This is a genomic window from Microcystis sp. M015S2, from assembly GCF_020245945.1.
In the GTDB taxonomy this organism is placed as follows: Bacteria; Cyanobacteriota; Cyanobacteriia; order Cyanobacteriales; family Microcystaceae; genus Microcystis.
This window is the reverse complement of record NZ_JADBTX010000060.1, coordinates 1-22,890: the sequence shown is the minus strand read 5'-3', so window position 1 is coordinate 22,890 and position 22,890 is coordinate 1. Positions and strand designations below refer to the sequence as shown.

Annotated in this window: 22 protein-coding genes; 5 read left to right on the top strand and 17 right to left on the bottom strand. The window is 39.0% G+C overall.

Annotated features, from left to right (window positions below):
* Positions 1-10: 10 nt before the first annotated feature.
* The 11 genes from IM473_RS12150 to IM473_RS12100 form a co-directional block, all read right to left on the bottom strand.
* On the bottom strand, positions 11-310 hold the full coding sequence (locus tag IM473_RS12150; RefSeq protein ID WP_012266232.1) for a helix-turn-helix domain-containing protein: 300 nt from the start codon (positions 308-310) through the stop codon (positions 11-13).
* 2 nt (positions 311-312) lie between these two features.
* Positions 313-657, bottom strand: a complete 345-nt coding sequence (locus IM473_RS12145) for a type II toxin-antitoxin system RelE/ParE family toxin (RefSeq protein ID WP_004163940.1) — start codon at positions 655-657, stop codon at positions 313-315.
* Between the two features lie 321 nt (positions 658-978).
* Positions 979-1,362: a type II toxin-antitoxin system VapC family toxin gene (locus IM473_RS12140; RefSeq protein ID WP_002757635.1), complete on the bottom strand. Its 384-nt coding sequence runs from the start codon at positions 1,360-1,362 to the stop codon at positions 979-981.
* The gene (locus IM473_RS12135) at positions 1,359-1,577 is read right to left on the bottom strand and encodes a type II toxin-antitoxin system Phd/YefM family antitoxin (protein WP_002738737.1); all 219 of its coding nucleotides are present in this window, start codon (positions 1,575-1,577) and stop codon (positions 1,359-1,361) included. The genes IM473_RS12140 and IM473_RS12135 overlap by 4 nt, the downstream gene beginning before the upstream one ends.
* Positions 1,578-1,704: 127 nt before the next feature.
* The gene (locus tag IM473_RS12130; protein WP_287660705.1) at positions 1,705-1,986 is read right to left on the bottom strand and encodes a type II toxin-antitoxin system Phd/YefM family antitoxin; all 282 of its coding nucleotides are present in this window, start codon (positions 1,984-1,986) and stop codon (positions 1,705-1,707) included.
* Positions 1,987-2,322: 336 nt separating this feature from the next.
* Complete coding sequence (locus IM473_RS12125) at positions 2,323-2,595, bottom strand: hypothetical protein (RefSeq protein WP_104396701.1); 273 nt, start codon at positions 2,593-2,595, stop codon at positions 2,323-2,325.
* Positions 2,573-2,860, bottom strand: coding sequence for a BrnT family toxin (locus IM473_RS12120; RefSeq protein ID WP_287660704.1), 288 nt, complete (start codon positions 2,858-2,860; stop codon positions 2,573-2,575). Before IM473_RS12120 ends, IM473_RS12125 begins: the two co-directional genes overlap by 23 nt.
* A 1-nt stretch (position 2,861) precedes the next feature.
* Entirely contained in the window at positions 2,862-3,011 is a 150-nt protein-coding gene (locus IM473_RS12115; protein ID WP_287660703.1) for a hypothetical protein, read from the bottom strand.
* Between the two features lie 70 nt (positions 3,012-3,081).
* A complete protein-coding gene (locus IM473_RS12110; RefSeq protein WP_287660702.1) occupies positions 3,082-3,903 on the bottom strand; it encodes an HBL/NHE enterotoxin family protein in 822 nt (273 codons plus the stop codon).
* 209 nt (positions 3,904-4,112) lie between these two features.
* Positions 4,113-5,285: an HBL/NHE enterotoxin family protein gene (locus tag IM473_RS12105; protein ID WP_287660701.1), complete on the bottom strand. Its 1,173-nt coding sequence runs from the start codon at positions 5,283-5,285 to the stop codon at positions 4,113-4,115.
* 44 nt (positions 5,286-5,329) lie between these two features.
* A complete protein-coding gene (locus IM473_RS12100; protein ID WP_287690467.1) occupies positions 5,330-6,478 on the bottom strand; it encodes an HBL/NHE enterotoxin family protein in 1,149 nt (382 codons plus the stop codon).
* Between the two features lie 503 nt (positions 6,479-6,981).
* Here IM473_RS12100 and IM473_RS12095 point away from each other — a divergent pair.
* Together IM473_RS12095 and IM473_RS12090 are read left to right on the top strand one after the other, a co-directional pair.
* A complete protein-coding gene (locus tag IM473_RS12095) occupies positions 6,982-7,206 on the top strand; it encodes a DUF4258 domain-containing protein (protein WP_287690465.1) in 225 nt (74 codons plus the stop codon).
* Positions 7,184-7,399 carry a hypothetical protein gene (locus IM473_RS12090; RefSeq protein ID WP_287660698.1) on the top strand — a complete coding sequence of 72 codons (216 nt, stop codon included), beginning with the start codon at positions 7,184-7,186 and terminating at the stop codon, positions 7,397-7,399. Before IM473_RS12095 ends, IM473_RS12090 begins: the two co-directional genes overlap by 23 nt.
* A gap of 89 nt (positions 7,400-7,488) precedes the next feature.
* On the opposite strand, the gene IM473_RS12085 is transcribed toward IM473_RS12090, so the two are convergent.
* Positions 7,489-7,743: a BrnA antitoxin family protein gene (locus IM473_RS12085; protein WP_004267893.1), complete on the bottom strand. Its 255-nt coding sequence runs from the start codon at positions 7,741-7,743 to the stop codon at positions 7,489-7,491.
* A gap of 306 nt (positions 7,744-8,049) precedes the next feature.
* On the opposite strand from IM473_RS12085, the gene IM473_RS12080 reads away from it, so the two are divergent.
* From IM473_RS12080 to IM473_RS12070, 3 genes are all read left to right on the top strand, one after another.
* A complete protein-coding gene (locus IM473_RS12080) occupies positions 8,050-9,138 on the top strand; it encodes an amidohydrolase family protein (protein WP_287660697.1) in 1,089 nt (362 codons plus the stop codon).
* An 81-nt stretch (positions 9,139-9,219) separates the two neighbouring features.
* A complete protein-coding gene (locus tag IM473_RS12075) occupies positions 9,220-9,825 on the top strand; it encodes a hypothetical protein (protein ID WP_287660696.1) in 606 nt (201 codons plus the stop codon).
* 87 nt (positions 9,826-9,912) lie between these two features.
* Positions 9,913-15,699, top strand: a complete 5,787-nt coding sequence (locus IM473_RS12070) for an AAA family ATPase (RefSeq protein WP_287660695.1) — start codon at positions 9,913-9,915, stop codon at positions 15,697-15,699.
* Between the two features lie 21 nt (positions 15,700-15,720).
* Here IM473_RS12070 and IM473_RS12065 read toward each other — a convergent pair whose 3' ends face one another.
* From IM473_RS12065 to IM473_RS12045, 5 genes are all read right to left on the bottom strand, one after another.
* Positions 15,721-17,058: an AAA-like domain-containing protein gene (locus IM473_RS12065; protein WP_287660694.1), complete on the bottom strand. Its 1,338-nt coding sequence runs from the start codon at positions 17,056-17,058 to the stop codon at positions 15,721-15,723.
* A 447-nt stretch (positions 17,059-17,505) separates the two neighbouring features.
* On the bottom strand, positions 17,506-18,717 hold the full coding sequence (locus IM473_RS12060) for a glycosyltransferase (RefSeq protein ID WP_287660693.1): 1,212 nt from the start codon (positions 18,715-18,717) through the stop codon (positions 17,506-17,508).
* Between the two features lie 73 nt (positions 18,718-18,790).
* Positions 18,791-21,451, bottom strand: a complete 2,661-nt coding sequence (locus IM473_RS12055; RefSeq protein WP_287660692.1) for a methyl-accepting chemotaxis protein — start codon at positions 21,449-21,451, stop codon at positions 18,791-18,793.
* A 93-nt stretch (positions 21,452-21,544) separates the two neighbouring features.
* Positions 21,545-22,075, bottom strand: coding sequence for a chemotaxis protein CheW (locus IM473_RS12050; protein WP_287660691.1), 531 nt, complete (start codon positions 22,073-22,075; stop codon positions 21,545-21,547).
* 45 nt (positions 22,076-22,120) lie between these two features.
* On the bottom strand, positions 22,121-22,890 hold a 770-nt coding region (locus tag IM473_RS12045), incomplete at its 5' end, for an RNA-guided endonuclease InsQ/TnpB family protein (RefSeq protein WP_287690462.1).

Sequence of the window (22,890 nt, the reverse complement as noted above, 5' to 3'; positions counted from 1 at the left end):
TGATTTTAAGTTACTTGGTGAAGATTTCGAGTTTAACTTTCATTCCCGTTTTATCTAAAAGACTGAGTAATTTATCAACAGTAAAACGGCTAATTTCTCCATTCATTAAATCACTAATTTTCGGTTGTGTTTCCTCGAAAAAAGTGGCGGCTTCTTGCTGTGTCCATCTTTTTTCTTGGATAAAAGACCGCAAGGTTAACATCAAATCGGCTCTAATTTTTAAGTTAGTTGCTTCTTCACTGTTAAATCCTAAATCTTCAAAGATGTTATCGCTACCAAAAGTGATCTCAATAGGGTTAGATTGTGTCATGGTTATCCCTCCTGTAATTGTTGTCTAAATTGAATCATTTGTTGATAACGTTTTTGTCCCAATTCAATTTCTTTTTTCGAGGTTTTCTGTGTTTTTTTACCGAAAGCATGAAGGACATAAATCGCTTCTTTAAACCTTGCCACATAAAAGATTCTGTAGGTTTCTCCTGTCCAAATTCTAATTTCTTCTGTTCCTTGACCAATAATGGGAATGGGTTTAAAATCATTGGGTTTCTCTCCTTGTTGAATAGCTCTCAGTTGAAAACCTGCTTTACGCTTTGCGTCTTCAGGAAAATCTCTAATATCTTCCCTTGACGTCCCAATCCAGTAAATGGGTTTATCTCCCATGTTGGGGTTAATGATTAAGGTTGATACCTAATTTAGTATAACAGGATCATCAGTTTGTCAATTGTTCGTTAGTTAACAAGCAAGATAATGATCATTTTAGTTTAACTGAATCTAAGTAAAGTGTATCAGGGCAAATATCTCGTTCATGAGGCCATAAGCAAACTGATTCCTGATAGGTAAAAGGTATGTCAGCGAAGTAACACACCTTTATTAGTGTTGGTTTTCGTTGCTTCAATCTAATCTAGAAGAGCGGCTGGATCATTGGGAGCTATTCCTTCATCTTGATCTAAGATCAATAATATTTTCATTTGTTGAGTTACACTAAATAAGCGCAATCGAATATTGACTGAAAATTGAATCACTTGTAATGATAGGGAGATTTTCAGCCATAGATTGAGCAATAATAATGCGATCAAAAGGATCTCTGTGGTGAAAAGGTAGAGAAGCATTAATTTTTAGATGCTCTAGTTCAAGATTTAGTAAAACAATCCTACTTTCGTTCACTTCTTTCTCAATAAACTCTTCATAGGAAGGAACTAACCTTAACTTTCCTAAATTATATTTAATAGACATTTCCCAAAGACTGGCGATACTAAGATAACTAAAATTGTTCTCATCTTCAATTAAATCTTTGAGAGCATTGCTTAATCTAGGATCGTCATTAACAAACCAAAGAAAAATATGTGTGTCCAATAAAAAAGTCATTCCCTGTAATTTTGAAAGTCTTCAAGAGGTTCATCAAAGTCATCGCTCATCCATACTTTTCCCTTAGCACTTCCTCGTTTTAAGGGTCGTTTGATGGGGGAAATTTTGGCTACTGGCTCGTCGCCTTGCATAATAACAATTTCTTCTCCGTTAATTGCCAAATCGAGAAGTTTTGAGAGATCGGATTTAGCTTGAGCTATATCTAATTTAGTCATAATGTTAAATCTCTATTTAAGTTTTCAAGGCTCTACCGAACCTGTCATGCAAAACTATTAACAACTTATGCTTGTAAAGCTTGTACAATAAGGCTTTGAGTTTTTGTTAGATTGATATTTATCAACTTTAGAACATTGCTGGACAGAGAGGGAGCTTGGGGACTTTTCTACAGTGTAAGTTCGGAAGAACCGTTTTCAAAAAATCTTGCCAATGTTCTTCGCCATCAGCTACGATGGTAATCATTCCTTGACATAGTCCGGGTCCCAAGCGTTGGGGCGGTATGGGTATTTGCCCGATTAATTGGGCAATTGGACGATTATTGTCGGTGATTAACAATTCTTCCCCCAGTTTGAGATTGTCAATCAGTTCGGGGAGTTTAGCCTGGGCTTCTTTGAGAGAGATGATCATGGATGTTGGGTTCTATCTAACTCATGGTGATAACGCTACAATTTTAACTGAATCTCAGCAAGGAATAGATAAAATACGGTTGGGTTGAACGATAGCGAAACCCAGCCTACACTCTCATGTTAAGGTTAAGTACGAAGATAAACCCAATTTCTAGGCCGATCATTCCTCAATTTTAACTGATCTAAGCAGAAAATAAATAAGCTCTCCTGATGACTGATAGATAAAAGGTATGTCACCGAAGTAACACACCTTAAATAAAATATTGTTGGGTTTCTTTGCCTCAACCCAACCTACAAGAGCGGCATGCTGCTATGCCGTGCCGTAGGCATCGCACTATTATTGAGGAATTAATTTAATTAAACTTCTTAAGGTCGCATTAACGGATTCCGAATTAGGAAAATATTTTTTAACATCAGGATCAAGAATAATTACATCATTTTGCGCTGGAAAATGTTCAACCGTTTTTGTTCCATCTTCATGATGAATAGTAACGCTATGACTTTCCCGATACTGTTGGTAATATTTTCCGCGAACAGGATTTTTAAGTTGACTTAAATCATATTCTTCTCGCAAGTCATCTTCTAATTCATCTTGGATTTTCTCGTTCATAATATCTCCTTTCTTTGGGTGTAACTAATCTTGCACTAATTAAACGAATTTTATGATCACGATCCGTATAAGAAATAAATAGAAATTTACCTTGATCTGATAAACCTATTATAAGATAGGGATTCTCTCCTGTAGAATGGTCAGGATCATCGAAATTTACAGCTAAGGGATCATCAAATACGGTGGATGCTTCTTCAAAAGAAATGTTATGTTTTCTTTGATTTATTTTTGCTTTCTGTTTATCCCATTCAAATGCTAGTTCCAAATCATTGCCACTTTGCCAACTGAAATATCCCGCATTGTAGCATATCCTGATGGCGGAATAACAATTTTTCCTGTGCGATCGCGTCTTGCCAAAGTTTGACCAATAGAGAGATATATAAGCGATCGCTGCTGATAGGTAAAAGGTATGTCACCGCAGTAACACACCTTTATTATTGTTGGGTTTCGTTGTTTCAATCCAATCGAGAAGAAGATGCGATCGCATTAGCTTTGGCTGAAAAGGGTTATCTGTTCTGCTAATGCGTTCAGGTATGCTTCTACTACAACTTCCATATTTGCTCCACTTGCTGACTGCAAACTCTGAATAGCTTGTCCCATGTATTTATCAGTGAAAGTCAGTGAGTTAACTATATTTTGGAGAGAGTTTTCAAGGGTGTTCATTGTCGATGAAAGTTGCTGTATTGTCTGGAGAGCATAATTTGTCTGAAACGTCTGATTAGAAAGGCTGTTAGACTGTTGAGTTAGATCACTGATGTCTTGTTCAACTGTTTTATGCCTCACGATTAAATTTGCTAACTCCTCTGATGCCCAGCCCAAAGGTCCTAGAATTCCAACCAGTATGCTATGCCTTTCTATGATAATTTTTCGTTCTGCCTCCTTGCTCTTTAGGTGACTTTTTAATCCTGCTAATTGACTGTTCAACTGGTTTGCGTTGGCATTTAATATTTGTTCATCGGCGAGAATAGTATTGCGATATTCTGACATATTACTAAAAGCTTTGTAATTTGTTTGAATAACATCTTTTAGAGTAGCCGAGAGTTTATTTAATATGTCAAGTATGACTAAAGGGGCTGACTTGTCTCCAGTTTTCCATGCAATTAATCTACGGTTTAAATCAGGTTTCACAGTCTCATATTGCTGTACAAAACTCTGGATTGTTCCAATATCATTTTGTAATTGAGGTTTATAAGTCTGTGAAAAATTGGCAGTATGTTGCTTAATGATTGATGTACTTTCGGGCAAATTCTTATCTTCAGAAATCGTCCTTGCATAATTGTCAATTTGGTCAATTAGATTCTCGATCATTTTTTCTCCTTTTTGTTATAGCGTTTCCTGTTCGCACGAGGTACATTATCGATGGTAAAAAGCTTAATCAGCAAAGGTTTGATTGTGCCACACAGGTGTGAGAAACGCTATATTTTACGAGTGCTTAAGATATAGGTGAGTAAAAATAAGCCGAGATCATCTACAAAGTTTATGAACTCGGCTGGGGTATTACTTCCTAGACTTCAGATTTAGGCTGCTTTCGGTAGCTTATCTAGGATAGCAGTAAGGCTAACAGGATTTCCGTTGGCATCCTTCGGGGTTTCTACTTTCACACCTGTCATTTGATTTTGAATCGTCTCTATACTCTGATCCACTGCATTCCATTGACCGTATGCAATATTGAGATAAGCTTGTACGGTAATGGGTAGCTGACTATATTTATCGGCACTTTCAAGAGATGAAGAAACTTGTCCCAGATTTTGACTAAGAAACTCCCAAGCATTGTACATATTGTTGACCTCATTAGAGGCATTTTGTGCTAAGTTATTGAGAGGATTTAAAGATGATTTCAACCCAGTCAGAAAGATAACACTGTCTTTCAACTGTTGTTTTTGTTGCAGTAACTTGGACTTGGTTGAGAGGAAGTTTGCAAGAATAACAGAAGAAGCCGTTAGTCCCCCTACACCAACAACAACAACACCTACGCCAACGCCTATAAGAGTAGTTGATGCTCCACCAGTAAATGGCGTTCCAATAGCACCTATTGCAATCATTATACCTCCACCAATAACAGTTAGACCACTTAATGCGACTCCGACGGATGCTCCTGCAATTTTGCCATCAAGGTCAGATAATTGGTCATTAAGAGAAGCTAAGGCACCACCATCACCGTCTGTTCCTTGGATTAATGTCGTTGCTTGGGTTATTGCTGTATTGAAATTAGAGATATCCCCATTGAGTTTAGTTCTAAATTTGCCTATTTCGTCGGCGACCTTCTTGGCACTAGCAGTCTTAAGATCAACATCATTTTTTAACTGATTAATAAGTGCTAAGGCATCAGTTCTTCCCTGAGTGCTACCATTCTTCCAATCATCCAGTCTTCGGATTATTAGGGGTTGAAAACCCTTAAATTGTTGGGAATAGGCACGAGTTTCACTGATGACACCAATAATCATCGGTTGAACTGTACTCAAATAGTAGCCCGCATTTCCTCTGGCAATGGTCAGATTACCATTAATATCTGGAAAGTTTTTTAAGGTATCTGTGTCAGGTATCACAAAACTTGGTTGTTGCATTATCTGGGTGCAATAACCTTGTACAACCAACCCAGATGATGCGGAAGCTTGAACTTTACTGTTTAGCTTTTCGATATCCGAGTTCTCAGCGGTTGCTGCATTATGGATTAATCTTAGAGTAGTCATTGTTTCTCCTTGTTTGAAATACAAATTTTTAGTTGATATCGGATTTAAGCTGCATTAGGGACTGTAGTGACATCCTTAATATCTTGCGTGGAAACACTGGTCAAAGTTTGTGCCACATTTTTTACGCTGTCAGCGACAGAACTCCAAGCACTTGCAGCCACAGTAAGTGATGTCTCGATATAAGCAACATCACTTAGGTCTGCCCCCGCAATAATTTCCTTGAAATCTGCGATACCTTTTAGGGTAGTTGCCCATTCAGTGTTGAGATCATTGACACTTTCTTCAAGATAATTTACTGCTTCTATCAGGGGTTGGATTTGACCTTTCACATGCTGAAGGATAACAACAGTTGCATTAAGCTCTGCTACTTCAATGTAGAGATTTGCCAGTTTTTTATTGTTGCTTACCAGTTTTTCTGATAATCCTGTTAGCCCAACCGCACCACTAGCAGTCAAGGCAAAACCTGACAGAATAACTGATGTTGCATTCACATTTGCTGGCAGTGTCGCCAACGCCCCGACTCCAATAACAATAATCCCTCCAGTTAAAGCTAAGGCTGATATAACAACTCCTGCGATGTCACCCTTGATTGCTTGCTGAACTTCTTCAATCTCGCGCTTCTTCTTGCTTAATTCGCCAGTATCAGTTCCAATTTCCTCATCTGCTTCATCCATTATTTTCTGGAGATTTTCAGCGTTTGTTTTGACGTGCTGTTGATAATCCTCAATATTTTCTGCGAGGTTACGGGCAAAAGTCAGTTGTCTTCGTGCATCAATTTCCAACTGGGTTAGCAGAGCGATGATTTGTTTTTTTGCCTCCTCACGAGTAGATTCGTTTACGAACTCTGGGAGCAGATCAATAATACTCTTGGAAAAAGTTGAATATTGTACTGCATATCCGTTAATTCTTGAAATTGCGCCTATCAGGGAAGATGTTATTGTATTTAGGTAATTATTCGCATTATGTTTAGCTTCCTTTTCTTCCTTATTTAAGTTGTTGATGATTGATTTGATCTTTTCGCTTTCAGTATCACTAACAACAAAATCTGCCTGCCGTAGAACAAGCGAGGAATATATTTGGGTTGTCAGCATGGCAGTGCTAATTTTAGACAACCCTTCAGTCATTCCCGTCGGAGCAATGGGATTTCTCCGTGGTTGTGTAAGGGTTAATATATTGTTAACCTTCATCATCATTAGAAGTCTCCTTTATTTAGTGATTGACTTAGTTATTGGACTTTGAACAAAATTAATTTTTCTGTTCTTTGTCCTTACACCCCTAAAACACTCTCAAAAATCCATTTCTGAATTTTTCGAGTTAGCCATAATGCCTTAAGCAAAATGCCTTGTCTTTGGGGTTAAAAGTGATTTGTTCAATCACCTTTGATACCAGAATAAGTTTTATTTGGGGTAATGGCAATCTCTAAAGTTAATACTTTTCTAATAGGTTTTTTTGAGCAGAATATTAGATTTATATTATATTTATATTAGATTTATATTAGATTCAAAGGGTCACTTTATTGTATGACTTCCTAATTCCTTAAGCAGAACAAATGAATTAATCGGGCGACTAAAATCATCAAAACCCTTTTAAACTCTGACTTGTAGCGGTTTCAGGAGACGAAAAGAAAGCCGCAAAAAAGCGATCGCTTATCCCTCAAAGAAAACACCTGCCCTAAGTAGGGAGATGCTATTATTGGATGATGAGTATAACCTTTCAATTAGTTCTGGCTTTACTTTCCCGTGGGCAAGTCAAAATATCAGCCCATGGCTACGATGAACTAGCAAATGACGGTATTCTGGTAAGGGATGTGATAACAGGTATTAGAGAAGCTGTCATTCTCGAAGATTACCCGGAATATCCTCAAGGGCGTTGTGTGCTAGTCTTACAAGGAGAAAACCATGACAAAAAAGCCTCACATTAAACTCATCCACATTGGAGAGTACATGGCTGAAGTGGAAGTAGAACTGATTGAGACTCCCGAAGGATGGTCGCCCTATTTATCATTAGAAGACGCTCAAAAATTAGATGATGTCCGGGAAGCCCTTCGTCAAGGTGATCTGCAAAAAGCTTCCCATTTAGCACATCTTTACAAAATTACCCCTCTTACCGTTTAACTAAACTTTGACAAGAAAAAATTAAAAAGCGATCGCTATTCCTCAGAACAACACAGCGATCGGCTAAATTGTAACTATCACCAGCAACATTATTGGAGGGCTGATAATTCTTCCCGAAGAATACGACGTAAATCGGACTGAGTGAGCGATCGCTCAGAAGGAGATTGGATATATTGTTTTAAAGCCTCATTAATTAGGGTTTGATAACCCATTCCTGCGGTTTCAGCCTGTTCTCGAAAATAAGCTAGAATCTCATCATCTAGATAAATGGTAATGCGTGTTTTTCCCTGAGAGGAAATGAGCGTCCCTCGTTTTCCTTGAGAAAAATCATATTCCTTTCTCATAAGTTTTTCTCTCTTGTTTTGTAGCACGACGAGCAGAAATCAAGGGAATGACTTCACCCCGCAAAGTATCGCAGGAATCGCCTTACCTTCCCACTTAGAGGAATATTCAGGGGGAATGACAACTGTGCCATGATGAAGAATCATTTTAAATTCAATCGCTTCCATTCGTTAAGTTTAATAAAGTGCTGTATCAAGTTTAACCCAATCAATCCAGGCAGTTTTAGGGGATGAAAAGAAAGCCGCAAAAAAGCGATCGCTTTTTCCCAATCAAATATAATTTAGGTAGAAAATTGCCAAAAAACCTCTATGCTCAACGGGTACAAAATTATTGATGCTGATTCCCATGTCATTGAACCCCCCGCAATGTGGGGCCAATACCTAGAACCTAAATTTAGGGAATTTGCTCCTTCTGCTGACATGAAAATCAAAGGAGAACCGATTAGTCAAAAAATCTCCCCACAAGTCCAAGCAGAAGGGAATAAGCAGATGAGGCAAGCTCATCCTCATGCTTATCTCAATCGCTATAACCCAGAGTCCCATGTTCAAGCAATGGTACAAATGGGGGTAGACATTGCCTTTATTTATCCTACTTATGGACTGTGGTTATTTGCCATTGATAGCCTACCCGCCGAAGTGATGGGGGCTTTTGTCCGTGCCTATAATAGATGGTTATTAGAAGAATATTGTAGCTATGACCCGGCTAGACTGAAAGGAGTCGCTGCAGTCAATCAACACGATCCCGAAGATATGGTAAAAGAGCTACACCGCATGGCAAACTTGGGCTGGAAGGCGGTTTTTTTGCGCCCTAACCCCGTTAAAGGCAGAATTTTGAGCGATCCAGCCTATGAACCCTTTTGGGCGGCCTGCGAGGATTTGGACATGGCTGTGGGAATTCATGAAGGCACTCATAGCCGCTTACCTACCACTGGTGCAGAGCGGTTTAATAGTCGGTTTGCGCTTCATGCTTGTTCTCACCCGATGGAACAAATGATGGCACTGTTAGCCTTAATTGAAGGGGGGGTGTTAGAACGTCATCGGAGGCTGAGGGTGGCGTTTCTAGAGTCAGGGTGTGGTTGGCTTCCCTATTGGTTATGGAAGCTTGACGAAGAGTATAAAAATTTACATTGGGAAGTCCAAGATCGGGTAAAATTACTACCATCGGAGTATTTCCGCCGTCAGTGTTACATTGCAGGGGAACCCTCTGAACCTTGTTTGGCTCAGGTCATTGATTTTATCGGTTCTGATAACTTAATCTTCGGGTCTGATTATCCTCACATGGATCATCAGGCTGATGGGGTAAAAAAAGTTATAGGACTTGAAGACAACTTATCTCGGGAGATAGTTAAAAAAATCGTTTGGGAAAATCCTCAGCGATTTTATGGTTTAGCCTCTTAACAAAATTTTTTTACGTAGTTTAGCCATCATTTAGCGTCTCTATTGTTTCAACAAATCTTCAAATCAAAGGAGTTTCTGCTCATGATTACATCTCAAAGTCTCAAGCAATTACACAGCTTTGTTGTTAGTACAGATACCAATAAAGCTTCCCGTGCGTCAGATTCAGATGGGGTAAAGACTACACAGAACTATTATAATCGAATTGTAAAACAGTGCAAAAAATTGGCTCAACTCGTAGCTATTTCTTGGCTAGAACATGAAAATTCCGAACAAATACGGTGGATATTTCTCCACTTTAAGAACAATGATTTTCAACGCCAAAGTCAGACCTATATAGATATGGTAGATTTACTAACAGGAAAAAAAGGAGATTTGTTAGAACCTTGGTTTCCCGATAAGAGTTTTGGAGCAATTTTTGATCAGGAAGAAATCGACTATTTTCTCCTCCAAGTCAAATGGGATACCTTTGAAGGAAGTCTCCAAGAAATTCCTCAACCTTCTCTAGAACAAAAAGGGCCTTTCTTTATTATGACATTGCCCTATCCTCCCAAACCCAGTGCCGAGAATGTTAATTTAAATGATGTCCCGCGTGCATGGTTAACAAGCAAGGTAGATGTGAACAACCCAAACGAAATAGTTAGCGATCCCTTTCCACCGGTTCCTTATCTTCCAACAACTTGTAGCTAATTAAATACCTAAGACCTAGCCTAGCCATAGAATAAGTGTTAAACTTTAAACATGGGCTTATCCTGTGGCTTACTGGGTTAAAATATTATGGTGACTAACTATCAGATCCTTGAAAAAATATATGAAAGTAACAAAACGTTAGTTTATCGAGGAACTACACAGCCAGATAATCAACCTACTATTCTGAAAATTCTTAAAGAAAATTATCCAAGTGTTTCAGACCTTACACGCTACAAACAGGAATATGAAATTACTTCCTCTTTAAAGGTAGATAATACCATTAAGTCCTATGATTTACAAAGACATGAGAATAGTTTAGTCATGTTTTTGGAAGATTTTGGTGGGCAGTCTTTAGATTTATTATTATCTCAATGTCAATTAAGTCCAGAAGAATTTTTAATCATTGCCATTCAGATAACAGAGGGATTAGCTGCCATTCATAACGCTAATATTATTCACAAAGATATTAATCCATCTAACATTGTTTATGATCGGCAAACTCAAAAACTTAAAATTATTGATTTTGGAATTGCTACTCATTTATCTCAAGAAATTCAAACCTTTTGTTCTCCCTATCAATTAGAAGGAACATTAGCTTATATTGCCCCAGAACAAACCGGAAGAATCAATCGAAAACTCGATTATCGTAGTGATTTTTATAGTCTGGGGGTAACTTTTTATGAACTTTTAACTAATAAACTTCCATTTGCAACAACTGACCCAATGGAGTTAGTTCATTGCCATATCGCACAACATCCCTTACCCCCTCATGAAATCACCTCAGATATTCCCTTAGCAATTTCTAATATAGTTATCAAATTATTAGCGAAAACGCCAGAAGAAAGATATCAAAGTGCTTGGGGAATCAAAGCAGATTTAGAAACCTGCTTGAACCAGTTACAGTCTCAAGGAAAAATATTGCCCTTTTCTCTCGGAAAACTGGATATTTTTGAAAAGTTTCAGATTCCCCAAAAACTTTATGGCCGAGAACAAGAAATTACTCAACTGTTGACAACATTTGAGCGAGTTATTCAGGGAACAAAAGAAATAATTCTCATTTCTGGTTATTCAGGCATTGGCAAGACTGCTTTAGTCAATGAAATTCACAAACCGATTACAGAACAAAAAGGCCAGTTTATTCGGGGTAAATTTGAGCAATTACAGGGAGATATCCCTTATTCAGCCATTGCTAAAGCTTTTCAAGACTTAATATATACAGTTTTGAGTGAACCGGAAGTTATCCTACAAAACTGGAAAACAAAATTGTTAGAAGCTTTAGATGGTAATGGACAAATTATTATTGATATAATCCCCGAAGTTGCCAAAATCATTGGACAACAGCATCCCGTTGAAACACTTAGTAAAACTGAAAATCAAAATCGATTTCATAGAGTCTTTAAAATATTTATGAATGTCTTTTTAACAAAAGAGCATCCATTAGTTATTTTTATTGATGATTTACAATGGGCAGATTTACCTTCTTTGAATTTAATTGAACAATTAATTTCAGATACAAATATTCGGTATTGTCTCTTGATAGGGGCTTATCGAGATAATGAAGTCAGTTCAACTCATCCACTAAGACGGACTTTAGAAAAAATTCAGCAAGCAAAAGTCACAATTAACCCAATTATCCTTAAACCCCTAAAAATAAATCATGTTAATCAATTAATTGCTGATACCATGATTTGTTCAACAGAATTGACAAAACCTTTAGCTAAATTAATTTTCAAAAAAACAAATGGAAATCCTTTTTTCCTCAGTCAACTTCTCTATTCCTTATACCAAGAAAAGTTATTAAGACTTAACATCGGTCAATCTTTTTTAAACTCAGAAGATAATCCCCAAGGTTATTGGCAATGGGATATAAAACAAATTGAAAGGGTCTCCCTCACCGATAATGTCATTGAATTGATGGTCAATAAAATCAAAAAAATAGATGATAAAACTCAACAGGTTATCAAATTAGCTGCTTGTATTGGCCATGAATTTAACTTAAAAATTCTGGCTCTGCTCAACCAGAAATCTCAAATTCTCACGGCTAGAGAATTACAGTCTGCCCTTGATATGGGCTTGATTATTCCCCTAGACAATAACTATAAAGTTCCTTTGCTGTTAGATTTAGAAGAATTATCAAACAACCGTGCTGAAAATTCTTTATCTGTCTGTTATAAATTTTTACATGATCGAGTACAACAAGCTTCTTATTCTCTTATCTCCGAGGAAGAAAAAAGAGAAGTTCATCTAGAGATTGGCCGTCTCCTCCTCAAAAATATTCAAGAAGATGATTTACACAATCACCTTTTTGATATTGTTAATCACTTTCATAAAGGTGCTACTTTAATCACTAAACAATCAGAAAAAAATGAGTTAGCTAAATTAAATCTTCAAGCGGCGAAAAAAGCAAAAGTTTCAACTGCTTATGGAGTTGCCTTAAGATTTTTAGAAGAAAGTTTAGCATTGTTAGGGAATAATAGCTGGGAAAATCAATACCAGTTAACGTTAGAAATTCAGATAGAATTTTTAGAAACTCTCTACCAGAATACACAGTGGGAGCGCATGAAAGAGCTATCTACAGATGTTTTAGAAAAAGTGACTAACATTCTTGATAGAGTCAAAATTTATGAACTAGAAATCTTGTCCTATTACGCTCAATTTCAGCCAGATATAGCTATTAAGGTCGCACTTATTGCTTTAGAACAATTGGGAATCAAGATTGACCAAAATCAAAAATGTGTGACTGAGAGAAAAATCAAAAATAAAATTAAGCAACAAACCAAATCCTTGAAATTACTATTACAAGATAAAAAAGTTGAAGACTTAGTTGACTTACCGAAAATGACCGATCCTTATAAGCTTGCTGCTATTTCAGTAATGCAAAAGGTTACAACTGCTTTAGCGACAACCAATTTTGCATTATTTGTTGAAGTTGTATTAATTCAGCTTAATTTTTCCCTTAATTATAACAATCCTCCTCAGGCCGCCGCTACTTATAGTCTCTACGGAGTGCTTTTATGTGGAATTATAGAAGACTTGGATTTTGGTTATCAGTTTGGCCAACTATCTATGGCACTCTTAGAACGAGATAATATTACTAAAATAGAGCCTTTTATTATTCATGAGTATTATGGCTGTATTATGTATTGGAAAGAGCATATTAATCAAAAAATAATCTTAGAACAATTACTGAATAGTTTACAAAAACTTGTCAATGTGGGGAATAATGAATATGTTTCTTATCTGGCTTTAGATTATTGCTTAATTAAATTTTTCGGAGGATGTAATTTAGAAGAATTAGACCAAGATTATAACAAATATAGCCAATTAATTCAATCTCTCAACCTTGAGTATTCTCGTAACTATATAGAAATATGCAGCAATATGGTTGTTAATCTGATCTGTATTGATCAACCTAAATATTTTATTTTAATTGGTCAATCCCAAGATCAAGAAGTACAGTATATAGAAGATTTTATCCAAAATAATCATCAATGGTTGTTGTTTATTTACTATTTTGGCAAAATGTTTATTAATTATTTTTTAAAAGATTATGTCGAGGCTTTTAATAATAGTCAGTATGCAGATAAGTATGTGATGGCGATTGTCGGATATATCTGCAAACCACACCATATTTTTTTCTTCTCCCTTTCTCATCTTGCCTATTATCCTAGTTGTAATAGAGACCAACAAAAAGAATTATTCAAACAAATTAATAGAAATTTAAACTACCTGAAGAATTATGCTAGTCACTGTCCTGAAAACTTTCAACATAAATATTATTTAGTCGAAGCAGAAAAAGCCAGAGTCTTGGGTCAAAACTGGAAAGCTCAAGAATTTTATGAAAAAGCAATTCAAGGAGCCAAGAAATATGAATTTATCCATGAAGAGGCTTTAGCCTATGAACGTGCCTCTGAATTTTATTTTACTTTAGGTAGAGAAGAAATCGGTAAACTATATCTCAGAAATGCTTATCATTGTTACATTCGTTGGGGTGCAAAGGCCAAAGTTAAACAATTAGAAGAAGAATACCCTAAATATTTATTAGGCATCAGCAATCAAAACAAATCTAAGGGATTAAGTACCACTATCTCTACCACTGGAAATGATGGAGAAGTTCTTGATTTAACCACTATTCTCAAAGCTTCGCAAGCAATTTCTGGAGAAATTAAACTGGAAAATCTCCTAACAAATTTAATGAAAATTGTCATTGAAAATGCAGGAGCGCAGAAAAGTTGTCTGATTTTAGAACAGGAAGGAAATTGGGTCATTGAAGCTCAAGGAACAATTGATCAAGAAACGCTTAATATCTTACAGCCGATTCCCATAGAATCTATCGACTATGATCATTCAATTCCTATCTTACCCACCAGTATTATTTACTATGTCGCTCGGACAAAAGAAACTATCGTTTTAAATGATGCCACATCTGAAGGTAAATTTACTAATGATTATTATATTGTGGCTCAAAAAACTAAATCCATTCTTTGTACTCCTTTACTCAATCAAGGTCAATTAAAAGGAATTGTTTATTTAGAAAATAATTTAACAACAGGCGCATTTACCTCAGAAAGAGTTGAACTATTAAATATTCTAGCGGCTCAAGCCGCTATCTCTATTGATAACTCAAGACTCTATCAAACCTTAGAACAAAGAGTAGAAGAACGGACAAAAGAACTCACAAATACTTTAGAGGTACTGAAAGCAACTCAAGCAGAACTTATCTTTGAAAATGACCTGCTTAAAAGTGCTGAACAACCTTCCAAATTTGTCTATCAAGTGGGGGGAAGTTTACCGATGGATGCGCCGAATTATGTCGTTCGACAAGCTGATCGCAATCTTTATAAAGCTCTCAAACAAGGTCTATTTTGCTATGTTTTAAATGCACGTCAAATGGGAAAATCTAGCTTAATGGTACGCATGATGGGTCAATTACAAAAGGAGGGAATTAGATGTGCAGTAATTGACTTAACTCGGCTAGGAACAGATAATATTACCCCCGAACAATGGTATAAAGGATTAGCGGTTGATCTGCTCCGCAGTTTTGGATTAATCAAACAATTGAAAACTTTTAAAGCTTGGTGGAGTGAACAATTAGACCTGCCTCCTGTACAACGATTGGGACAATTTATAGAAGAGTTTCTTCTAGTTAATAACGATTTTAATCAGTGGCAATCTAGACAATCGACTGTTATATTTATTGATGAAATTGATAGCATTTTAGGGTTAAAATTTGATGTCTCTGACTTTTTTGCTTTAATTCGTTCTTTTTATAACCAGAGAGCGATTCAACCTCAATTTCAAGAGCTAACTTTTGCCTTTTTTGGTGCTACCACACCTTCAGCTTTAATTACTGACCCCCAGAAAACACCTTTTAATATTGGTAACGCTATTGAATTAGCAAGTTTTAAAGAACACGAAGCCCAACCTTTATTATATGGGTTAACAGAAAAAGTCAGTAATCTTCAGACAATGCTCAAACAAGTCTTAAGCTGGACGGGAGGGCAACCTTTCTTAACTCAAAAACTCTGTCAACTGATGCGGGATAGTGAGCAACCAATCCCCTCTAATCAAGAAGAACAATGGTTGGCCAACTTAGTAGCAGAAAAAATTATTCAAGATTGGGAGATGCAGGATCAACCCGAACATTTAAAAACTATTCAAGATCGCCTTCTTCAAAGTCCAAACCGAACCCAATTATTAACCTTGTATCGACAAATTCTGCATCAAGAAGCAATACAGATTGATAACAATCCCTATTTACCTGAGTTATTTTTATCTGGATTAGTGGTAAAACGCCATGGGAAAATTGACGTTCATAATCGGATTTATCAGAGGATATTTAATAATGATTGGCTTGAGCGATCGCTGTCTTAATACCATGGTTCAAAAATTTATTTATACTGAACCAGTATATTGACTTATAAAGTACTTTTGATACAAATGACAACTGACAATTGCTTGATTTTCCCTGAGTTTAATTAAACCCATACTATTAAGTTTATAAGCAATAATTGGATCGACTATTATTGGTTGATTACCTTGACAAATCTGTTGAAAAACAGCGGCAAGTTCGGGTTGTTTTTGTAAAGTGACCCAGTGCAGCTGTAAATGAGAGGAATAAATTCCCGTTGATGTAGTTGCTGATTTGATTAAATCTGGCATCGTGATTTGCTCTTGGCTAAGATGATAAATCGCTAAATGAATCAAGGCAGGATGTCCCCCCACTAAGTCGATCAATTGTTGAATTTCGTTGGTTGCTAATTCATTTAATTGATATTTTTTTGCCAATTCTGCCACTTGTTCTTGATCAAAACCCTGTAACTCTATGGGTAATCCCACATTAAAAGGAGACTGTTCTAATCGCAAAGAAACATAAGATTCTGTGGATTGAACAATAATTAAACGTAATTTCTGCCACAGGGGAGATCGCTTAGATTCTTCATAACAAGCTCGGATTAAAGGTAAAAAATCTTCCGCTACTTTTGGATGTTCAAAGACTCGATGCACTCCATCTAAAGCCAATACCAGTGGCTGTTTTATTTCTCGTAAAATATACTCTTCAAAATAAATTGTCCAACTCATTTTAATTCCTATATCTTCATCCCAATAATCATCTAATTTGGCTTCTAAATTCAACTGCCGAGCGCAATTACGGCAAATCCAGCGTAAGAACTTGTTAAAATTTGCTATAATGTCTTGGTCTGCTTGTTGTAAATCTAACCTAACAACTCGATAACCGAATTGTTGTTGACAAGCCTCTAAAATTGTTAATAATAAAGACGTTTTTCCCCATTTTTTGGGAGCTTTAATGCGTACTAACGCCCCAGATTGTCCGATTTCCTCGATAATTTTTGCTTCAAGTTTTGTTCGTTTTAGATAATAATAAGAATTATAGGGAACAGGAGCATCTGGGTATTCTGGCCGCTCATTTTTGGGATATTCCCTACTGTGATACTGAGGCGATTTAGAGTTGGTAAAATGAGATTGTAGTCTAGATAAAAAATTTTTCTTATTGATCGGTTCTCCGATCAGTTGCGAGACTCTATCATAGAGTCCTGGGGCAACTACATTGGCAAGATAGCCGCTACTATAACCGTTTTCTTGGGCAATTTCTTGATAGTTCTTTTTCTGCCAAAGTCCTCGCAATAATAATTGTTCTGTGTCATTGAGACAGCGATTCTCAAGCTTGAGCAGTTGCCGATTAAGAATCTCTTGGATTTCCTCGAATTTCATTATTTTTGTCTAAGGTAAGAAGATTTGATGGAATAGATTATTTGATTTTTCAGTTCCGTTGCAGCCAGAAAGCCTGAATCTTGACATAACAGCACCGATTCAAACTAGAATTGGTATATTTGACAAACAAGCTGACGAGAACCAGCAACCGACAAAATTGTGCGATGGCAGCCCTGAGAGGGATTCAATTCCCCTCTTGCTAGGAAATTATAGCATTTCTTGTCAAAGTCAATTACACGGCAGCAATTATCTCTTGATCATTTCTATCAAAACCCCTAAGTCTTCCGCGTCTAACCCCTCGATAATCCTATTAACAATTAGTTCGGAAAAATCCTCACAGGAGTTGACTAGACAGGGTTTTAGCAATCAGATGTACTGCATTTCAACTGCCTAATTGGTAATTTTAGTACAGTGGCTGCTCCCAATCTTGCCAACAACGGTGAACAGTTACTGTTCATCCTTCAATACACTTGCTCCCAGAGCTTCTAGGGTTTCTTGCAGCATTTCAGCGCGAGATACATTACCCTGATCTTTCAATAATTGTAGGCCTTTTTGCCAAATCTCGATCGCCTCATTATAACTACCGAAAGCTATATAAGCCACCCCTAGATTTTGGTAAATAGTGGGATTATCGGGGTTTAACTGGAGAGCTTTTTTATAAGCTTTAATCGATTCTGGTAGCCGGTGCAGTTGTTTGAGAACCAGTCCTAAATTATAGTAACCATCGGCATAACTAGGATCAATTTCTACGGTTTTCTCAAAGATAGATAAGGCCGTTTCATATTTTTCTGCTTCGTACAATAACCCACCTAAATTATTATAAGCACCCAGTTTTAATTGAGCTAAAATTGGCTGCTCGATCGCCTTAATAAAATGATCGACTGATTTTTTAAATTCCTCCACTGAATAATAATAATTAGCGAGATGATAATATAACTCATATAAAATATGCGGATTAGAGCCATGGCATTTTAAACCGTGTTTGAGCAGCTTAAAACCCTCTTTATCCCTGCCAATCTTTAGATATAACCCTCCCAATTTACTACACACATAGGGATCATGGGGATGTTGCTGATAAAAACCCTCCATGGCTTTTCTTGCCCGTTCAAACTTATCTAAGCTGGCTATTTTATCGACGGTGTAACCGTAGTGAAAGATAGCAATTTCTGGCAGTTCAACTATTTTCCAATCAGGCTCTTTTTTTAATAAAATGGCCACATTATCATCAATAATTGAGTGATAGGGTCGGGTAAAAGTGACCTGAGGATGTCGGCGAAATAGCCGCGAAATTAGAGAATAGGGTGATTGTACGGCTCCGATTTCATGGCGGATTAAATTAATCACTAAATTTTCCTCTTTTTCGAGCGCCCGACGCATTTGCGGTACGATAGCGGGATTTAATTCCTCATCGGCATCAAGAACTAAAATCCAATCGCCAGTAACATATTTTAAAGCCTCATTTCTGGCATCGGAAAAATTACCCCGCCAATCGTAGCTAGGAACTATAGCATCGTAACTTTTAGCAATAGCAATCGTATCATCGGTCGAACCCGTATCCATAACGATCATCTCATCCACCACCCCTTTAACGCTGTCCAAACAGCGCCGGAGATTTTCGGCTTCATTTTTGACAATCATGCAGAAACTAAGTTTAGGCATAACTTTACTCACTCTAGCGGTCAATCTTGAGGGATAGCGGCTAATCAATAACCCACCGATTACCGCTCACCGATTATCGATCATCTTCCGAGTCTACCTTAAACCGTTCTACCGAAGAAAGCAGCCCTCGGGAGATACTAACCAATTTTTGCAAGGAAACCGCCACCCGTTGGGATTCTTGGGAAGTTTCCTGAGCGGTTAACTCCACCGACTCCATAACTTGGGCGACATTGAGAGAATTTTCCCGTTGTTTGACCGTATCGGCGGTAATCGAGCGCACCAGCGTATCGATGCGGTTAGAAACTTGGATAATATCTTCTAGGGACTTCTTCGCCTGTTCCGAGCGCTCGGTGACATCGATAACCTGTTGAATCCCTTCCTCCATCGCCATCATTACCGAACCCGTTTCTGATTGAATCTGTACAACGATCTGTTCAATTTCCTTAAGAGATTTAGCAGCTCTATCGGCCAACTGACGCACCTCATCGGCCACAACCGCAAAACCGCGGCCCGCCTCTCCCGCTCGCGCCGCTTGAATCGAGGCATTAAGAGCCAATAAATTAGTCCGCGAGGCAATCTGAGAGACTACCGCGACAATTTTCGAGATTTCCTGGGAAGCTTCCGCCAAACGCTTGACTTTTCGCGCCGTTTCTGATACGGTGTCGCGGATTTGCAGAATTCCCGCCACGGTTCTTTCCACGGAATCACCCCCCTTCAGGGCGGTAATCGAGGAAGTGCGGGCGACTTCTTCGGCTTCTCTGGCGTTTTCTGCCACCCGTTGAATTGAGTCGGTCATCATCTGTACCGAATTAAGGGTGACGGCCAATTCCTCCGCCATCCGCAGGGCATCGCTAGACTGATTGCGGGCGAAAGATTCACTATTGGTACTGGCTTGATTCACCTGTTTTGCCGCTTTTTTCACCTGTCGGACAATTTCGCGCAGGTTTTGGATAGTCAAATTAAAAGCATCGGCCACCGCTCCTAAAAGATCGGCGCTCACCTCCGCTTCCACGGTCAGATCCCCCCGAGCCGCTCCTTCCACATCATCGAGAAGTCGAATCACTTGCCGTTGTAGGTCTTCCCGTCCCCTTTCCGTTTCGGCGGCGCGGCGTTGGGCCTCCGTGGTGGTAGTTACCACCACCTGGGCCATCTGATTGAAACGATTGGCCAATTGACCGAATTCATCTTCCGAGTAGATCGTCGCTTTAGCGTTAAAATTACCTTCCGAGAGATGATCGAATTGGCTTTGCAAATCGTCGAGACTGCGCTTAATCTGACTAATTAGCAACTGTAGTCCTAGCCAAGTTAGGGCAAAAGCTCCCAGTCCAGTTAATAACATCTCGGTTAGTACCGGTTGACTGAAAGGGGAAAGGCCGGCTGGGGCTGGTTTGGGGGCAACTTTTTCGGTTTTTTCCTTGCTATTCGGGCCTGGTTTGGCAGCCGATAGAGAAAATAGCCAAGAGGTGGTACTAACGGCAAAAATTAAGATTACAGGGGTAATACCCGCTACAGCCGCTAGGATTAGTTGTTTTTTGCCTAAAGAAGCATTGACAAAAAAGGCCCATTTGCCCGGATTGACTTCCACCACTGGCTGGAGCAGGCGCTCGGAAACAGGGCCAAGATGACTATCTTTTTTGTCATCGGGGATTTCTAGACGAGAAGGATGAAAACTAGGCTCTCCCACAGCAGAACTGGGATTAAGGCGCGCACTGGGTTCGGGGACAAAACCAGCAGTTACAGCTTCCTCTCCCGAAGGGGTAAATAGCTCCGATTCCCCCAGTTCTTCGGCTATATCCGTCAGAGCCAGTGGGGAAAAACCGTCTAAATCCTCATTATTGAGTTTTGGTTCCCTAAAATCTCTGGTTTCTTCCTCCTCGTAGCTTTTTTGAGTGACTATGCCCTGATTAAGGTCAGTTTTCGCCCCTTGTCGGTGGGTTGGGTCTGGATCAGTGGCAAAAGTGCTTGTTTCTGGGGTATCGAGATAGGATAACCCCTCTCTCCCAGTGACGGGATTTTCCCGCCAGTCAGAGGAAGCCGTAAAAGTGGTTTCTCTCGTTGACCCTAACCCACCGCCCCACCCTTCCTGCAGCGAGTCAATCTCCGCTGCTTCTAAAAAGGGGAAAGGGGGTTCTCCATCCCCAGAATCGCCGGACCAATGGGAACCGTGAGAGCCTGAACCGGCCAGGATAAGGGAACTAAAGGCGGTTTCCTCCGATTCCCCAAAATCATCGCCATAGGAATCGACTGTACCCGCCGTAGGCTCCCCCAGATCCTCCTCATTGAAAAGACCACTATCCCAGTCGATTGCCTCATTTTGCCGATCGGGATCAGCCGCTTGCGACCGCCCAGACAAAGAATTGCTGAAACCTTGACTGGGATCGAAAGCTGCCTCGCTGTAGGCAATGCTTTCCGCAGCAGCGATCATAAAATCTCCATCCTCGGCTTCAAAACGCAATTGCTGAATCTGATCGAGACCCCGTCGAGCATAATCTACCAGATCAAAGAAATTGGCAGAATTTTTAGCCAATTCCAGCACTTTTTCGTAACGTCCCTCGGCCAAGCTGTATTGTTGTAGTCCTACATAAATGTGTCCCTGTAAAAGCAGGACGTTGGGATCATCGGGATACTTGCCGATCATGTCTTTGACAATGACGGCGGCATCCTCAAGGTTGCCCTGGCAATAGGCGGTGTTAGCCTTTCCATAGAGTTTCGCATATTCTTTCCCTGACGGCATTTGCCCCTCCCCTAGTAAAGATAAAGTGATCAAGTAGTTAGTAGTTTCAAGAAATAATTGCTATAAATGCTATTCTGCTATTTTTTTGAGGTTTTAAGCCGCCCAACGGGTAGAACGGAGTATGGCCAGATGATCGAGTAGTCTTAAGGTTTTTTTTGATTCTTGGCCCAGAATCCACTCCCCCCGCACATAGGGGGCAATCTGATCGGGAATACTGACGGCACTACCTAGTTGATCTGGGTCGAGCCATTCCATATCTCCCAAACGTTGCACCGCTAAACCGAGGATCGTTTCTTGTTCTTCGATCACAATTACGGGAATTTCGGATCGATCGGTATTTAAGCGGCTATTATCCCCCAAAAATTGACCGAGATCCGCCACCCAGATCACTTGACCCCGGAGATTGATCGCACCGAGGAGCAAGGGTGAAGCATTGGGAATTGGGGTAATGCGATCGAGTGGTTGCTGTATTACCTCGCAAATGCCCACAGCACTAAGGGCAAACTCGTCCTGAGAGGGTAGATAAAATCGCAAGTGCAGTTCACCGACGGGAGTTTGTAATTCCTGAGTGTCGGGGGCGATATTTTGAGCGTCACCAGCAAAAAAATCGGCGTCGTTAAGCATTTGTTTTGTTCTCTTGCAACTAATAGTTCGTTGACGCTCCCCGCTCTAAAGAGACGGGGATTCTTCGTTCATTGAGTCTCCGTTAGTAAGCAGGATTTCTCCAACCAACCAAGAGGGAATCTCTCCCGAAGCGTTTAAAGTTTGCGTGCGCCCCACGCTACTTAATCCCTTTTGCAAGATGTTTAAAGCGGCGTTTCTATCTCGACAATCTGTGTATCCACAATGAGAACAAACATGGGTTCGAGTAGATAGCGACTTTTGGACTTTTTGTCCACAATTAGAACAATTTTGAGACGTATTATGGGGTGAGACAGCTATAGTTAACTTGCCGTATTTGTCCCCAAAATACTCTAGCCATTGCCTAAAAACAGACCATCCTGCATCAGTTATCGACTTCGCTAAATGACGATTCTTGACCATGCCTTTAATATTTAAGTCGACCTGGGCGATTAAGTCGTTAGACTTAACTAAACGGAGTGCCACACTCTTGACAAACTCTTCTCGTTGCCTACTTACTCTTAAATGTTTCCGAGCATATCGCTGTCTAGCTTTGTGATAATTACGAGATTGTTTTTTACCCTTACGGTATTTCTTTGACTTTTTTTTATTTAATCGGTTTAGTTGTTTTTCAGCTTTTCGATAGTACTTCGGACAATCAATTTGATTACCTTCGCTATCTACTAAGAAAAACTTTAATCCCACATCAATCCCAGTGGTTTTCTGGGAAGGCGTTAAAGGCTTAACCGTGTCTCTGGGGTCTAATTTAAGGCAAAACTGCACATAATAACCATCGGCACGATTAAGGATTCTTACCC

What these genes read in the sequence shown, in the direction of transcription:
- IM473_RS12135 (WP_002738737.1), bottom strand. Translation starts at nt 1,577, where the DNA reads ATGACTAAATTAGATATAGCTCAAGCTAAATCCGATCTCTCAAAACTT.
- IM473_RS12055 (WP_287660692.1), bottom strand. Translation starts at nt 21,451, where the DNA reads ATGCCGTCAGGGAAAGAATATGCGAAACTCTATGGAAAGGCTAACACC.
- IM473_RS12060 (WP_287660693.1), bottom strand. Translation starts at nt 18,717, where the DNA reads ATGCCTAAACTTAGTTTCTGCATGATTGTCAAAAATGAAGCCGAAAAT.
- IM473_RS12110 (WP_287660702.1), bottom strand. Translation starts at nt 3,903, where the DNA reads ATGATCGAGAATCTAATTGACCAAATTGACAATTATGCAAGGACGATT.
- IM473_RS12105 (WP_287660701.1), bottom strand. Translation starts at nt 5,285, where the DNA reads ATGACTACTCTAAGATTAATCCATAATGCAGCAACCGCTGAGAACTCG.
- IM473_RS12070 (WP_287660695.1), top strand. Translation starts at nt 9,913, where the DNA reads ATGGTGACTAACTATCAGATCCTTGAAAAAATATATGAAAGTAACAAA.
- IM473_RS12080 (WP_287660697.1), top strand. Translation starts at nt 8,050, where the DNA reads ATGCTCAACGGGTACAAAATTATTGATGCTGATTCCCATGTCATTGAA.
- IM473_RS12065 (WP_287660694.1), bottom strand. Translation starts at nt 17,058, where the DNA reads ATGAAATTCGAGGAAATCCAAGAGATTCTTAATCGGCAACTGCTCAAG.
- IM473_RS12075 (WP_287660696.1), top strand. Translation starts at nt 9,220, where the DNA reads ATGATTACATCTCAAAGTCTCAAGCAATTACACAGCTTTGTTGTTAGT.
- IM473_RS12150 (WP_012266232.1), bottom strand. Translation starts at nt 310, where the DNA reads ATGACACAATCTAACCCTATTGAGATCACTTTTGGTAGCGATAACATC.
- IM473_RS12145 (WP_004163940.1), bottom strand. Translation starts at nt 657, where the DNA reads ATGGGAGATAAACCCATTTACTGGATTGGGACGTCAAGGGAAGATATT.
- IM473_RS12050 (WP_287660691.1), bottom strand. Translation starts at nt 22,075, where the DNA reads ATGCTTAACGACGCCGATTTTTTTGCTGGTGACGCTCAAAATATCGCC.
- IM473_RS12095 (WP_287690465.1), top strand. Translation starts at nt 6,982, where the DNA reads ATGATGAGTATAACCTTTCAATTAGTTCTGGCTTTACTTTCCCGTGGG.
- IM473_RS12125 (WP_104396701.1), bottom strand. Translation starts at nt 2,595, where the DNA reads ATGAACGAGAAAATCCAAGATGAATTAGAAGATGACTTGCGAGAAGAA.
- IM473_RS12140 (WP_002757635.1), bottom strand. Translation starts at nt 1,362, where the DNA reads ATGACTTTTTTATTGGACACACATATTTTTCTTTGGTTTGTTAATGAC.
- IM473_RS12100 (WP_287690467.1), bottom strand. Translation starts at nt 6,478, where the DNA reads ATGATGATGAAGGTTAACAATATATTAACCCTTACACAACCACGGAGA.
- IM473_RS12085 (WP_004267893.1), bottom strand. Translation starts at nt 7,743, where the DNA reads ATGAGAAAGGAATATGATTTTTCTCAAGGAAAACGAGGGACGCTCATT.
- IM473_RS12090 (WP_287660698.1), top strand. Translation starts at nt 7,184, where the DNA reads ATGACAAAAAAGCCTCACATTAAACTCATCCACATTGGAGAGTACATG.
- IM473_RS12130 (WP_287660705.1), bottom strand. Translation starts at nt 1,986, where the DNA reads ATGATCATCTCTCTCAAAGAAGCCCAGGCTAAACTCCCCGAACTGATT.